Annotated in this window: 16 protein-coding genes, 2 pseudogenes and 1 riboswitch; of the genes and pseudogenes, 9 read left to right on the forward strand and 9 right to left on the reverse strand. The window is 68.9% G+C overall.

Annotation, left to right across the window (positions count from 1 at the left end):
- A pseudogene (locus A5648_RS13470) lies at positions 1-188 on the reverse strand (hypothetical protein); the annotation flags it as partial.
- Between the two features lie 122 nt (positions 189-310).
- Between A5648_RS13470 and A5648_RS13475 the strand changes: the two are divergent.
- The 3 genes from A5648_RS13475 to A5648_RS13485 are packed head-to-tail and all read left to right on the forward strand — an operon-like array spanning position 311 to position 3,422.
- Positions 311-1,102 (forward strand): SDR family oxidoreductase, encoded by a 792-nt coding sequence (locus tag A5648_RS13475; protein WP_065025031.1) that lies wholly within the window; start codon positions 311-313, stop codon positions 1,100-1,102.
- Positions 1,103-1,110: 8 nt separating this feature from the next.
- Complete coding sequence (locus tag A5648_RS13480) at positions 1,111-2,187, forward strand: NAD(P)H-dependent amine dehydrogenase family protein (protein WP_065025032.1); 1,077 nt, start codon at positions 1,111-1,113, stop codon at positions 2,185-2,187.
- Positions 2,187-3,422: an Nramp family divalent metal transporter gene (locus tag A5648_RS13485; RefSeq protein ID WP_065025033.1), complete on the forward strand. Its 1,236-nt coding sequence runs from the start codon at positions 2,187-2,189 to the stop codon at positions 3,420-3,422. Before A5648_RS13480 ends, A5648_RS13485 begins: the two co-directional genes overlap by 1 nt.
- Before the next feature lie 3 nt (positions 3,423-3,425).
- Here A5648_RS13485 and A5648_RS13490 read toward each other — a convergent pair whose 3' ends face one another.
- The 3 genes from A5648_RS13490 to A5648_RS13500 form a co-directional block, all read right to left on the reverse strand.
- Positions 3,426-4,346 (reverse strand): acyl-ACP desaturase, encoded by a 921-nt coding sequence (locus tag A5648_RS13490; RefSeq protein ID WP_065025034.1) that lies wholly within the window; start codon positions 4,344-4,346, stop codon positions 3,426-3,428.
- Positions 4,347-4,464: 118 nt separating this feature from the next.
- Complete coding sequence (locus A5648_RS13495; protein WP_065025035.1) at positions 4,465-4,893, reverse strand: SRPBCC family protein; 429 nt, start codon at positions 4,891-4,893, stop codon at positions 4,465-4,467.
- A 28-nt stretch (positions 4,894-4,921) separates the two neighbouring features.
- Positions 4,922-6,289 (reverse strand): PLP-dependent aminotransferase family protein, encoded by a 1,368-nt coding sequence (locus A5648_RS13500; RefSeq protein ID WP_065025036.1) that lies wholly within the window; start codon positions 6,287-6,289, stop codon positions 4,922-4,924.
- 92 nt (positions 6,290-6,381) lie between these two features.
- Between A5648_RS13500 and A5648_RS13505 the strand changes: the two genes are divergently transcribed.
- Genes A5648_RS13505 through A5648_RS13525 form a run of 5 tightly spaced genes read left to right on the forward strand, consistent with a single transcriptional unit; the run spans position 6,382 to position 9,508 of the window.
- Entirely contained in the window at positions 6,382-7,275 is an 894-nt protein-coding gene (locus A5648_RS13505; protein WP_428844339.1) for a class I SAM-dependent methyltransferase, read from the forward strand.
- Positions 7,272-7,730 carry a nuclear transport factor 2 family protein gene (locus A5648_RS13510; protein ID WP_065025038.1) on the forward strand — a complete coding sequence of 153 codons (459 nt, stop codon included), beginning with the start codon at positions 7,272-7,274 and terminating at the stop codon, positions 7,728-7,730. Before A5648_RS13505 ends, A5648_RS13510 begins: the two co-directional genes overlap by 4 nt.
- Positions 7,727-8,212 (forward strand): hypothetical protein, encoded by a 486-nt coding sequence (locus A5648_RS13515; RefSeq protein WP_131810568.1) that lies wholly within the window; start codon positions 7,727-7,729, stop codon positions 8,210-8,212. The genes A5648_RS13510 and A5648_RS13515 overlap by 4 nt, the downstream gene beginning before the upstream one ends.
- 24 nt (positions 8,213-8,236) lie before the next feature.
- The gene (locus A5648_RS13520) at positions 8,237-8,977 is read left to right on the forward strand and encodes an SDR family NAD(P)-dependent oxidoreductase (protein ID WP_065025040.1); all 741 of its coding nucleotides are present in this window, start codon (positions 8,237-8,239) and stop codon (positions 8,975-8,977) included.
- Positions 8,978-8,986: 9 nt separating this feature from the next.
- A complete protein-coding gene (locus A5648_RS13525) occupies positions 8,987-9,508 on the forward strand; it encodes a pyridoxamine 5'-phosphate oxidase family protein (RefSeq protein ID WP_065025041.1) in 522 nt (173 codons plus the stop codon).
- 16 nt (positions 9,509-9,524) lie between these two features.
- Here the strand turns inward: A5648_RS13525 and A5648_RS13530 are convergent, their stop codons facing one another.
- Complete coding sequence (locus tag A5648_RS13530; protein ID WP_064855044.1) at positions 9,525-10,736, reverse strand: acyl-CoA dehydrogenase family protein; 1,212 nt, start codon at positions 10,734-10,736, stop codon at positions 9,525-9,527.
- Between the two features lie 91 nt (positions 10,737-10,827).
- A riboswitch (Fluoride riboswitch) is annotated at positions 10,828-10,890 on the forward strand.
- A 26-nt stretch (positions 10,891-10,916) separates the two neighbouring features.
- Here A5648_RS13530 and A5648_RS22820 point away from each other — a divergent pair.
- Positions 10,917-11,180, forward strand: a pseudogene (locus A5648_RS22820) (PPE family protein); the annotation flags it as partial.
- Here the strand turns inward: A5648_RS22820 and A5648_RS13535 are convergent.
- Genes A5648_RS13535 through A5648_RS13550 form a run of 4 tightly spaced genes read right to left on the reverse strand, consistent with a single transcriptional unit; the run spans position 11,159 to position 12,780 of the window.
- Positions 11,159-11,527 (reverse strand): fluoride efflux transporter FluC, encoded by a 369-nt coding sequence (locus A5648_RS13535; RefSeq protein ID WP_065025042.1) that lies wholly within the window; start codon positions 11,525-11,527, stop codon positions 11,159-11,161. The pseudogene A5648_RS22820 and the gene A5648_RS13535 overlap by 22 nt on opposite strands.
- On the reverse strand, positions 11,524-11,874 hold the full coding sequence (locus A5648_RS13540; protein WP_065025043.1) for a DUF190 domain-containing protein: 351 nt from the start codon (positions 11,872-11,874) through the stop codon (positions 11,524-11,526). Before A5648_RS13540 ends, A5648_RS13535 begins: the two co-directional genes overlap by 4 nt.
- The gene (locus A5648_RS13545) at positions 11,871-12,320 is read right to left on the reverse strand and encodes a fluoride efflux transporter FluC (RefSeq protein WP_234787427.1); all 450 of its coding nucleotides are present in this window, start codon (positions 12,318-12,320) and stop codon (positions 11,871-11,873) included. The genes A5648_RS13540 and A5648_RS13545 overlap by 4 nt, the downstream gene beginning before the upstream one ends.
- A gap of 34 nt (positions 12,321-12,354) precedes the next feature.
- Positions 12,355-12,780, reverse strand: coding sequence for a nuclear transport factor 2 family protein (locus A5648_RS13550; protein WP_065025045.1), 426 nt, complete (start codon positions 12,778-12,780; stop codon positions 12,355-12,357).

The raw sequence follows: 12,780 nt of genomic DNA on the forward strand, positions 1-12,780 counted from the left end.
CAGGACCAGCGCGACCGGTTCACCGCATCGCGCCCGCGGGTGCGCCGCGCGACCAACTCACCGATCGCGGCCAACCGCCGCGCCGAGGCCGCAGCCTCCACCTGAGACCACCCGGCAATGGCCGCCACCAGCAGGTTGTCGTCGGCATCCTCCAACGACTCCGGCCCCGGCAACCCATTATCGAACATGTGTTCGATTGTACCCGAATCGGCCGACATGCGCAGCCGATCTCCGGGCGGCCCGCGCCCGAATTAGAACGTGTTTCAGAAAAGTGCTTCAGCTCGCGGCCGATCCTTGTTAGCGTGCCTACGTGATCCTCGACAAATTCCGACTGGACAACTCGGTCGCCGTCGTCACCGGCGCCGGCCGGGGCCTGGGCGCGGCGATCGCGGTCGCCTTCGCCGAAGCCGGCGCCGACGTCGTCATCGCCGCGCGCACCCGATCCCAACTAGAGACCGTCGCCCAACAGATCGAAGGCGCCGGTCGGCGCGCCCACATCGTGGTCGCCGATCTGGCCCACCCCGAGGAGACGGCCAAGCTGGCCACCGAGGCGGTCGACGCCTTCGGCAGGCTCGACATCGTCGTCAACAACGTCGGCGGCACCATGCCCAACATGCTGCTGACCACCTCGGCCAAAGACCTCAAGGACGCGTTGACCTTCAACGTCGTTACCGCACACGCCCTGACCAGCGCCGCCGTGCCGCTGATGTTGGAGCACTCCGGCGGCGGCTCGATCATCAACATCACCTCGACGATGGGGCGGCTGGCCGGGCGCGGATTCGCCGCCTACGGCACTGCCAAGGCCGCCCTGGCCCACTACACCCGGCTGGCCGCCATGGATCTGTGCCCCCGTATCCGGGTCAACGGGATCGCACCCGGGTCGATCCTGACCTCCGCGCTGGACGTGGTGGCGTCCAACGACGAGCTGCGCGCGCCGATGGAGAAGGTGACCCCGATGCGCCGGCTCGGCGAACCGGACGACATCGCCGCGGCCGCAGTCTATTTGGCCTCCCCTGCCGGCAGTTACCTCACCGGCAAGGTGCTCGAAGTCGACGGGGGCATCACGTTCCCGAACCTTGATCTGCCCATCCCCGACCTGTAAAGGACACCATGGCCATTCGCGTCGCCCAGATCGGCACCGGCAACGTCGGCGTGCACGCGCTGAAAGCGCTGATCACCAACCCGGAATTCGAGCTGACCGGAGTGTGGGTCTCCTCGGATGCCAAGGCCGGCAAAGACGCCGGAGAACTCGCCGGTCTGGACACGCAGACCGGCATCGCAGCGACCACCGACCTCCAGCAGGTGCTCGACGCCAAGCCGCAGTGCGTGGTCTACACCGCGCTGGCCGACAACCGGCTCGGCGAGGCGCTCGAAGACATGCGGCGCATTCTGGACGCCGGTGTCAACATCGCCGGCAGCAGCGCGGTGTTTTTGCAGTACCCGTGGCAGGTGCTCCCGCCGGAGATGCTGTCCCCGTTGGAGGATGCGGCCAAGGCCGGCAGGGCGAGCCTGTTCATCAACGGCATCGACCCGGGCTTCGCCAACGACCTGCTGCCGCTGGCATTGGCCGGCACTTGCCAGACCGTCCAGCAGATCCGCTGCATGGAGATCGTCGACTACGCCACCTATGACAGCGCCGCGGTCATGTTCGACGTCATGGGGTTCGGCAAGCCGATGGACGAGATCCCGATGCTGCTGCAGCCCGGCGTGCTGAGCCTGGCATGGGGTTCGGTGGTGCGCCAGCTCGCGGCCGGATTGGGCATCGAGCTGGACGAGGTGGTGGAGATCTACGAGCGCGTACCGGCGCCCGAGGACTTCGAGATCTCGGCGGGTCGCATCGCCGAAGGCACCGCCGCGGCATTGCATTTCGAGGTGCGCGGCATGCTCGACGGCCAGGTTGCCGTGGTCCTCGAACACGTCACCCGATTGCGCGACGACCTGTGCCCGGACTGGCCGCAACCGGCCCAGCCCGGCGGGTCGTACCGGGTCGAGGTGACCGGTGAACCGTCGTATGCGCTGGACCTGTGTCTGTCCAGCCCGAACGGCGACCACAATCACGCCGGGCTGGTCGCCACCGCGATGCGGGTGGTCAACGCCATTCCCGCGGTGGTGGCCGCCGAACCGGGCATCCGGACCACCCTGGATCTGCCGCTGGTCACTGGACGGGGGCTCTACGCTCGTCCTTGATGACGCGCACGGGCGAACCGGTACGGAGAAAACCGGGTTGGTATCTGCTCGGACCTGCGTTCGTCGCGGCCATCGCCTACGTCGATCCGGGCAATGTCGCGGCCAACGTCAGCGCCGGCGCGACGTTCGGCTACCTGCTGGTCTGGGTGATCGTCGCCGCGAACGTGATGGCCGGCCTGGTGCAGTACCTCTCGGCCAAACTGGGCCTGGTGACCGGGCTGTCACTGCCGGAGGCGGTCGGCATGACGACCCGCCGACCCACCCGGATCGCCTATTGGCTGCAGGCCGAATTAGTCGCCATGGCAACCGATCTCGCCGAAGTGGTGGGCGGCGCCATCGCACTGAAACTGATCTTCGGCCTCCCGTTGATGCTGGGCGGGCTGATCACCGGGGCGGTGTCGATGGCTTTGCTGGTCGTCGGTGACCGGCGCGGGCCGCGGGCCTTCGAGCAGGTCTCCACCGGGCTGCTGGCGATCATCGCGATCGGGTTCCTGGCCAGCCTGGTGGTCGACCCACCGCCGGTGACCGACGTCGCCGGGGGCTTGCTGCCGCGCTTCGACGGCACCGAGAGCGTGCTGCTGACGACCGCGATCCTGGGCGCCACCGTCATGCCGCATGCGGTCTATCTGCACTCGGGCCTGGCCCGCGACCGGCACGGACGGGCCGAACCCGGCCGAGCACGGCGACGCCTGTTGCGGGTGACCCGGTGGGATGTCGGCCTGGCCATGCTGGTGGCCGGCGCGGTGAACCTGGCCATGCTGGTGGTGGCGGCCGCGCACCTGTCCGGCCGGGACGGCACCGGTTCGATCGAGGGCGCGCACAGCGCGATGCACGACGCGCTGGGGCCGACCATCGCGCTGTTCTTCGCGGTGGGCCTGTTGGCCTCCGGCCTGGCCTCGACCTCGGTGGGCGCCTACGCCGGCGCGATGATCATGCAGGGCCTGCTGCGGGTGTCGGTGCCGTTGTTATGGCGCCGGCTGATCACGCTGCTCCCGGCGCTGGCGATCCTGGCGATCGGGACCGATCCCACCCGGGCACTGGTGCTCTCCCAGGTGGTGCTCTCGTTCGGCATCCCGTTCGCGCTGGTGCCGCTGATCCGGCTGACCGGTGACGCTGCGCTGATGGGCGCCGACGCCAACCGGCGGCTGACGTCGGTACTGGGCTGGACCGTCACGGTGGTGATCGGTCTGCTCAACGCGGCGCTGATCTACCTGACCGTGACCGGAACCGGCTGAGCGTCAGGAACTCAGGACGCTCTCGCGCGCCTTGGCCTTCTCCTCGTAGTGCGTGGCCCGCTCGTCGACCATCTTGAGGAACCCGTCGATCTGTTCGCGGGCCTGCTCACCCTCGGGGCCGAAGCCGTCGCGCTCGAAGACCTTCCAGAACCGCAGCACCGGTTGCACCACGTCGTCGTGGTGGATGCGCAGGTCGTAGATGCCGGCCTTGGCGATCAGCAGGGCGTTCTCGGCGAAGCCGGGCATGTTCATGCCGGGCATCGAGAAGCCGAGCACCTCGTCGCGGATGGCGCACATGGCCTCATCCGGCGCGATGTCCAGGGCCGCGTCCATCAGGTTGCGGTAGAACACCATGTGCAGGTTCTCGTCCAGAGCGACGCGGGCCAGCAACTGGTCGGCGATCGGGCAGCCTGAGGCCTTGCCGGTGTTGCGGTGCGACACCCGGGTAGCGAGTTCCTGGAAGGACACGTAGGCCAACGCCTGCAGCGGAGTTTTGTCGCCGGAGTCGTACCCGGCGATGGTGTGCTGCATCCGCATGTTCTCGAGGTTCACCGGGTCGATGCCCCGGGTGACGACGAGGTAGTCGCGCAGCGCGATGCTGTGGCGGCCCTCCTCGGCGGTCCACTGCCCGACCCAGGAGCCCCAGGCACCGTCCCGGCCGAAGCGGGTGGCGATCTCCCGGTGGTAGGACGGCAGGTTGTCCTCGGTCAGCAGGTTGACCAGCAGCGCGGCCTTGGCGACCGGGTCCAGCGGCGAGTCTTCGGGAACCCAGTCCTCGCCCCCGAGGAAGGCGAAATCGCGGCCCTTGCTCCACGGCACGTAGTCGTGGGGCAGCCACGGCTTGGCGGCCTTGAGGTGGCGGTTGAGGTTTTGCTCGACAATCGGCTCCAGCTCATGCAGCAGCGCTGTCTGGGCGTTAGTCATGTTTGCTCCATCCCGTTTTCGGCATATGGGCAGTCGCTTAGTCCCCCGACCAAACCTACGGTACCGTAGGTTTCTCCCCACGGTAAACACGGAGCTCGGCCACTGTCAACCGCAAGCGCTAGGTCGAGGTGCGGCTTTCCGATTGCCGTTTGAGCCCGTCGGCCTCCATATCGACATAGCGCCGGATGCGTCCGCCGGCGAGCAGCCGTGCCAGCCAGGCCATCGGACCGGTCAGCGTGAAGGCCAGCACCGCCCGGACACCGGACTCGGTAGCAGTGAGCTCGTGGTAGCCGGTGAACCGGATCCCGGCCGCCGATGCCGTCCAGGTGAAGGACCGCTCGTCGGCCAGCTCGGTGACGGTCCAGACCATCGGCCGGCCGGTGGGTTGCCGGACGCGCGCGGTGGACCCGACGCGCAACGGGCCGGAGTCCAGGCGAGTGATCTCGCGCATCGACGCCGTCCAGTCCGGCCAGTGCTCGACGTCGGTCAGGACCGCCCATACGTCGGCGGGGCGAGCGGCGATGGGATCGGTGCGGGTGTAGCGCACTGCCGTACTCCTTTCGCTCACCGGCACGCTACCCAGAATCGGTGAGTAATTTGCCGAGATGGCCCAGCGCCCGGGGGTATTCATGTTCGGCCGGCGTGCCGTAACCCACCACGATCCCCTCGGCTTTCGGCGGCCCGTGCCAGAACGGCGCCAGACCGGTCAGGGAGATCTCTCGCTGCCGCGCGGCGGCCAGGAGGTCGGCCTCCGACACGCCCTCCGGCAGCAAGAGCACCGCGTGCAGACCGGCCGCGATGCCCTGGAGGGGCATCCTCGGGGCCACGCGGGCGACCACGGCGGCCAGCGCGTCCCGGCGCTGCCGATAGCGTCGCCGCATCCGCCGGATATGACGGTCCAGCGCCCCGGATTCGATCAGTTCGGCCAGTGCCAGCTGGGCCAGGATGTCGGTGCCCCGGTCGGCGCGGCGCTTGGCCTCGACCACGGCGTCGACCAGATCGGCCGGCAGGGCCAGCCAGCCCAGTCGCAGCCCGGGAGCCAAACTCTTGCTGGCACTTCCGGCGTAGATGACCCGCTCGGGGGCAAGCCCCTGCAGCGCACCGACCGGATGGCGGTCATAACGGAACTCGCCGTCGTAGTCGTCCTCGATGACATAAGCCCCGTGCGCGGCGGCAAGCCGGACGAATTCGGCGCGCCGGTCGGCGGACAGCGTGGCGCCCCACGGGGCCTGGTGGGCCGGGGTGAGCAGCACGGCGGCGATCGATGCGGCGGCGAACCCGGCCGGCTGTGCCCCATCGCTGTCGACGCCGAGGGGAAGGATGTCGAGTCCGCTTGCGGCGATGGTCGCGCGGTGGTCGGGTAGGCCGGGATTCTCCACCGCGATCGACCGTCGGCCGGCTCCGGCGAGCGCGTCGCACACCAGCCGTAATCCCTGGGTGAATCCGCTGCAGACGACAATCCGCTCCGGTGTGGTCAGCACCCCGCGGGCCCGGCCCAGGTAGCCGGCCAGCTCGGTACGCAGGCGCGGTGCACCCCGCGGGTCGAGCGGCCCCAGCTCGGCATGCGGCGTGACGTGCAGGGCTCGCCGCAGCGCCCGCAGCCACTCAGCACGGGGAAACATGCTCAGGTCGGGGCGCCCGAGCCGGAAATCCGCCACCACCCGAGACGGGGCGGATACCGTCGCTGTCCCCGGCGATATTCCCGGGCCCCGCGCAACCTCAGTGACCGCCCCCTGCCTGCTCCGGAGGTAGCCCTCGGCGGCCAGTTGGGTGTAGGCCTCGACGACCGTTCCGCGCGCCAGGCCGAGCTGGCCGGCCAGGGCTCGCGACGACGGTAGACGCTCACCCGGCGCCAGCCGGTTGTCCCGGATGGCCTCGCGCAGCGCGTGTTCCAGAGCGGTGCGGCGGCCACGCCCGGGCGGAAGCTCCAGGTGCAGATCCACCCCCGAACTGGTCCATGAATCCGGCACGGAATTGGACCTTACTCGCAGACCACTGGGGCCATAGCGTTGTCCGGGTGACCGCTCCTGCCCCGCTGACCGAACGGCGCCTGAATCGGACGGCAAGTTTGACCGCGCAGATCAACGCCGCCCAGCGAGCCGCGGAGTCCATGCGGCCACCCCAGCGGCGCCTGCTCGACGATCCCTGGTCCCGGCAGTTCGTCGGCCATCCCGCGCTGCGAGTGCTGCTGGCGAATCGGTGGCTTGCCGATGCGGCACTGCGCGCCTTCGACCGGCACTGGGGCGGGTTGCACGCACATATCGTGCTGCGGGCCCGCTTCACCGACGACGTCTGCGCGGCCGCCCTGCGCGACGGGATCGACCAACTGGTGTTGCTCGGTGCCGGCTACGACCCGACCAGCCTGCGCCACGCACGCGCCGCGGTGACGATCTTCGAAGTCGACGCGCCGACCACCCAGGCCGGCAAGCGGGCGACCACAGAGCGACTGCTCCCGGCACCGCGCGCCGGCCACATCGTCTGGGTGCCGTGCGATCTGGAACGGGACACGCTGCGAGATCGCCTGATGGCCAAGGGGTTCGACCCGCAACGACGCAGCCTCGTCATCTGGCTCGGGGTCAGCATGTACCTCACCGCCGACGCGATCGACGCGACCCTGGCCGACCTGGCGGCACTGTGCGCGCCGGGCAGCCGGCTCGTCGCCGATTTCGTCGAGCCCGCGGCCGTCACCGGGGACAGTCGGTGGGCCAGTGCACGTCGGATCGCCCGAGTCGTCGCCCGGCGCGGCGAGCCCTACCGCAGCGGGTTCAGCGCGCCCGAGTTGTCCGCGCTGCTCGCCGAGTATGGCTTCCGCAGCCGCGACCAGGCCGGCGTCGCCGAACTGCTGAACCGCTACGACCCGGCTCATGCCAGCGGGCTGGCCGGCGATGACTGGCTGGGCATCGTCTGCGCCGAAAGGACGAACGGATGACCGCGGTCGCCACTTCCTTCGTCGAACGCTTCCAAGAGGTGTGGTCCGCTCCGAGCGTCGAGCACCTGGATGCGCTGACAAACCCCGACGTCTGCTACGTCCAGCCGTTGCTCCCCGACGTGCGGGGCCGGCAAGCCGCCACCGCCTACTGGGGGCGCGTTTTCACGTTGATCCCGGATCTGCACATCGAGGTGGTCAACTCGGCGGTGTCGGCTGACGACATGGTCTACATCGAGTTCCGGATCATGGGCACGTTCGGCGGCCGGACGGTGACGTGGCCGGCCGTCGACCGCTACGAACTCGACGAGCTCGGCCGGGTGCGGCGCCGCATTCTGTATTGCGATTCGGCGCAGCTGGTGTCGGCCGTGTTGCGGCCGCGCGGACTGCTCGCGCTGTTGCGGGCCGGGTTTCGGCTGGGCGTCGCGGCGGTGCGCTCGGGGTGGGCCCGCCGGTGACCGGTGCCATCGGGCGGCGGCCCGCCGACGCCGCCGCGTTCGTCAAGTTCGTGCAGGACACGACCAACGATTACCGGCCCGAGGTGATCTATGAGCTCTATGCCGCTGACGCGCGGCTGGTGATGATCTCCGACGGTGCCCGCGAGGAATCGGTTGGCGTGCAGGCGATTCACACCGCGTGGGCGCGCTCGTGCGCGGTGTTCGAGGCGCGCCGGTTCCGGCTGTCCAAGCGATTGGTCGCCACCACCGAGGACACCATCGTCAACGAGTGGTGGGGCGGCCCGGATGGCCGGCGCGACGGTTGCGGTATCGAAATCTGGCGGTTCGACCCGCACACGAAGGTGCGCGACGTGCATGTCTACAGCTTCTTGAAGGTGCGCTCCGCCCGGCATCCGCTGCAGATCCTGCAACTGCTCCTGGGCTCACCCGGGATGGTGCTCGCATTCGGGCGTGCCTCGCTGCGCCGGCACACAAGTCGCTGAGCGACAGCGGATACGGTTATGCCCATGACCGATCTGTCAGGCAAAGTCGTATTGGTGACCGGCGCTTCGTCGGGCCTGGGTGCGGCGACGGCCCAGCTGTTCGCCCGGCGCGGAGCATCGGTGTTCGGGGTGGCCCGCGACGCCGAACGGCTGGCAACGGTGTTCGCCGACGTGCCCGGCGGGCAGTACACCCCCACCGACATCAGCACGGCGGCGGCCTGCACGGCGGCGGTTGCGCAGTGCGTCGAGCAGTTCGGCCGACTCGATGTCCTGGTCAACGTCGCCGGCGCCCACCAGATGCGCCACACCCTGGCCGTCACCGACGACGAGTGGGCTCACGACCTGGCGGTCAACCTCAACGGGCCGTTCTTCCTGTGCCGCGCGGCGCTGCCGCACCTGCTGGAAACCGCCGGCAACATCGTCAACGTCGCCTCGATCGCTGGGGTGGAAGGCCAGGCGTACTCGGCCGGCTATTGCGCGGCCAAGCACGGCCTGGTCGGGCTCACCCGCGCAATGGCCGTCGAGTTCACCGCGGAGAAGCTGCGGGTCAACGCAGTGTGTCCCGGCGGGATGCTGACACCGCAGGTGACGAACTTTCAGCTGCCCGAAGGCGCCGACGTCAACCTGATCATGCGGGTGGCCTCGCCGCGCGGGATGAGCGCGCCCGAGGACGTCGCCCAGGTGATCGCCTTTCTGGCCAGCGACGCCGCGGCCGCGGTGCACGGCGCGGTGTATATGACCGACAACGGGAAGACGGCCGGGTAGCGCAGGGCTATGGAACCGACACTGGGCCCCACCGCGACACGTCCCACCCTGCCGGAGGGTTACGGGTTGCCGACTTCGACCGAGGGCTTATTGAGCTGGCCGGAAGTCGAACAGCACCTGACTGCGTCGCAGCACTATTGGTTGACGACGGTGCGCCCGGACGGCACCCCGCACTCCGTACCGCGGTGGGGCGTGTGGCTTGACGGTCGGTTCTACTACGACGGTGCGCCAACCACCCGGCACGCGCGCAACCTACAGGACAACCCGGCTTGCACCCTGACGCTGGAAAGCGGTACGCAGGTGGTGATCGTCGAGGGCGTCTCCACCGCGGCGTCGGCAGACCCGGACGACCTCGGTGCCCGATTGGCGACCGCGTTTGAGAAATACCACCCGCAGTACGCTCCGGGCCCCGATGCCTGGGCGGGACCCGACGGCGGCGGGTTGCGCATGATCGCCCCCCGACGGGCCCTGGCCTGGTTCGCCTTCCCCACCGACTGCACCCGGTTCGTTTTCTCCGGTCCCGCGCCCTGACGTGCGCGCCGGGCGCTCAGCGCAGCGGCAGGCCCGTCAGCGCCCGCGCGATGACCAGCCGCTGAATCTCACTGGTGCCCTCGAAGATGGTGAAGATCTTGGCGTCGCGGTGCATCCGCTCGACCGGGTAGTCGCGGGTGTACCCGTTGCCGCCGAGGATCTGGATCGCCTCGTCGGTGACATATACCGCGGTCTCGCTGGCAAACAGTTTGGCCATCGAGCCCTCGGCGTTGTCGAAGGCCTTGTTGTTGCGTCCCATCCAGCCGGCCCGCCAGACCATCAGCCGTGCCGCATCGATGCGGCTTTTCATGTCGGCGAGCTTGAACGCGACGGCTTGGAACTCACCGATCTTGCGGCCGAACTGCTCACGCTGGCAGGCGTATTCGAGGGCGTATTCGTAGGCGGCTCGCGCCACCCCGACGGCCATCGCACCGACGGTCGGGCGGGTGCGTTCAAAGGTCTTCATCGCGGCCTGGCCGCCCGCAGACGCACCGGATTTGACGCGGGCGACGCGGTCCTCGAACTTCTCCCGACCGCCCAGGATCATGTCCTCGGGCAGGCGGACGTTGTCCAGCACGATCTCGGCGGTGTGCGAGGCCCGGATGCCGTGCTTCTTGAACTTCTGGCCCTGGGCCAGGCCGGCGGTACCGGGCGGGATGACGAACGTGGCCTGGCCGCGCGAGCCGAGCTCGGGATAGACCGACGCGACCACGATGTGCACATTGGCGATGCCGCCGTTGGTGGCCCAGGTCTTGGTGCCGTTGAGCACCCATTCGCGGGTGGCCTCGTCGTAGCGGGCGCGGGTCCGGATCGCGCCGACATCCGAGCCGGCGTCGGGTTCGGATGAGCAGAACGCGCCGACCTTGGGGTCATCGGCGGTGCCGAACATCTCTGGCAGCCACTGGCCCAGCTGTTCGGGAGTTCCGTTGCCGGCCAGGGCGGCTGCCGCCAAACCGGTACCCAGGATCGACAGCGCGATGCCGGCATCACCCCAGAACAGCTCCTCGAACACCGTCAGCATGCCGATCCCGCTCGGTTCGGCGGCCTGGGTGGCGAACAGCTCGGGTGAGTACAGGCCGACTTTGGCCGCCTCCGCGATGACCGGCCACGGCGTCTCCTCGCGTTCGTCCCATTCGGCAGCGGCCGGGCGGACGACCTCGGCGGCGAACTGATGCACCCAGTCGCGCACCTCGATCACATCATCACTGAGCTCTATCGAGAACGACATGGTTTCTCCTGGGAATCGGTGGGCGGCGGCCATTGCACACAGCCGGCTCGATTGTGGCACCACATCCCCACCGCGTCGGCGCCGGTGTAGCATTCCGATAGGCGATGAAGCTCGCCTTTGACCGCCGAACCCGGCTAATAGCTTCTACCCCGATTTATTCGTGGTGGAAGGCGGTGCCGGATGGATTTCGGTGCGTTGCCCCCGGAAACCAATTCCGGGCGAATGTATCTCGGCCCCGGCTCGGCCCCACTGACAGTCGCCGCAGCGGCCTGGGATGCGCTTTCCAGCGAATTGACCACGGCCGCAAGCGGGTATGCGTCTGTTGTTTCCGATCTGGTCGCGAACTCCTGGCTGGGCCCGTCTTCGGCAGCCATGACGTCGGCGGTGACACCGTTCGTGGCATGGCTGAACGAAACAGCGGGTTATCCCCAGATCGCTTGGGCGGCAAGGCCTCCGGCGTAGTAGGCGCCCAGCCCGCAGATCAGCGTGAGCACCAGGTTGGCCACCGCGTAGAGCCGGGCGCCGGCGCCGGCCAGCTGCAGCGTTTCGTAGGAGAAGGTCGAATAGGTGGTCAGCGCCCCGCAGAAGCCGGTGCCGACCAGCAGGTGCATTCGCTCGTCGCCGGCACTCACCGCGCCGGTGAGGGCTCCCAGGATCAGGCTGCCCAGCACATTGGCGGCCAACGTGCCCCACGCAAACGTAGTGTTGTGCCGGGCCTGGACAAATCGATCGGTCAGGTACCGCAGTGGTGCCCCCACCGCGGCGCCGGCGATCACCAGCAACCAGTTCACTGGCCCTCGGCGGTTCGACCGACGTGCCGGACGACCTCGACCTCGTCGAGGAGGATCAATCCCTCGGTGACCAATTCGTCCAGTTCCGGCAGGAAGGCGCGGATCCGCTCGGCGGTGTCGACGACGATGACCGAGACCGGGAGGTCCTCCGACAGCGACAGCAGCCGGGTGGTGTGGATGGCCGAGGACGCACCGTAGCCCTCGATGCCGCGGAACACCGTGGCACCGGCCAGACCGGCGCGGCGCGCCCGGTGCACGATCTCACTGAAAAGCGGCTTGCGATGCCAGGTGTCGCTCTCTCCGACGAACACCGTCAGGCGCAGGGCTGGTCCGGTCAGCTGGGTCATGATGTTCTCCTGACGATCAGGCGTCGGATGAGGGCCGCGGCGGTCCAGGTGGTGACCAGCACCAGCACCGGCGTGGTGAGTAGATAGAGCAATGCTGTGGCCAGATGACCGGCGGCAGCGAGGGTGTCGACGTCGCCGGCGAACGTGGAGAACGTCGTGTAGCCGCCCAGCACGCCGGTGCCCAGCAGCGGGCGCAGCAGCCGGTGGCCGACCCACAGTTCGGTGATCGCCACCATCAACGCCCCCATCAGCGCGCAGCCGCTGACGTTGACAACCATGGTGGCCCAAGGGAAACCGCCGGACGGGGTGGGCCAGGCCAGTTCGATGCCGTAACGAGCACATGCCCCGATGGCGCCGCCGAGCGCGACGGCCGCGACCACGGGCGCCTGCTCGCGCACCGCATGGGTCCGCCGGCGCCGAACGAACAGCTCAGGGCCGGCGGTCACGTCGGATCCGCATATCGGCATCGCGCAAGAAAGTCTAGGCTGAACCCGCGTCGAGCCTCGCTGAACCGCCGTGCTCCGCGGCTTCGCGCTTGATCTGCTCGAATTGCGCACCCATGGCCTCGGCCAGCGCGGTGGCCGCCGACAGCGGCCGCACCATCACCATCAGGTCGTCGATCTTGCCGTCCGCGTCGAGATGCAGGAAGTCGCATCCGGTGAGCCGCTTACCGGCCACCGTGGCCTCGAACACCAGGGCATGGTCTTGCCCGGCAGGATCGGCGATCTCGCGGACGTAGCGGAAGTCCTCGAAGACCCGCATCACAGCGCGCAAGATCGCCGCGGTGATCGGCTTACCCGGGTAGGGGGCGAAGGCGACCGGGCTGGTGAACACGACATCGTCGGATAGCAGCGCCTCGATGGCCGCGGCGTCGCGGGCCTCGACGGCTTGCCGGAAAGGGTGCAT

It is taken from the genome of Mycolicibacter sinensis, from assembly GCF_001673565.1.
Classification (GTDB): Bacteria; Actinomycetota; Actinomycetes; order Mycobacteriales; family Mycobacteriaceae; genus Mycobacterium; species Mycobacterium sinense_C.

Coding starts and splice junctions, on each gene's coding strand:
- A5648_RS13485 (WP_065025033.1), top strand. CDS start 2,187: ATGACGCGCACGGGCGAACCGGTACGGAGAAAACCGGGTTGGTATCTG.
- A5648_RS13480 (WP_065025032.1), top strand. CDS start 1,111: ATGGCCATTCGCGTCGCCCAGATCGGCACCGGCAACGTCGGCGTGCAC.
- A5648_RS13490 (WP_065025034.1), bottom strand. CDS start 4,346: ATGACTAACGCCCAGACAGCGCTGCTGCATGAGCTGGAGCCGATTGTC.
- A5648_RS13530 (WP_064855044.1), bottom strand. CDS start 10,736: ATGTCGTTCTCGATAGAGCTCAGTGATGATGTGATCGAGGTGCGCGAC.
- A5648_RS13525 (WP_065025041.1), top strand. CDS start 8,987: ATGGAACCGACACTGGGCCCCACCGCGACACGTCCCACCCTGCCGGAG.
- A5648_RS13520 (WP_065025040.1), top strand. CDS start 8,237: ATGACCGATCTGTCAGGCAAAGTCGTATTGGTGACCGGCGCTTCGTCG.
- A5648_RS13510 (WP_065025038.1), top strand. CDS start 7,272: ATGACCGCGGTCGCCACTTCCTTCGTCGAACGCTTCCAAGAGGTGTGG.
- A5648_RS13550 (WP_065025045.1), bottom strand. CDS start 12,780: ATGCACCCTTTCCGGCAAGCCGTCGAGGCCCGCGACGCCGCGGCCATC.
- A5648_RS13540 (WP_065025043.1), bottom strand. CDS start 11,874: ATGACCCAGCTGACCGGACCAGCCCTGCGCCTGACGGTGTTCGTCGGA.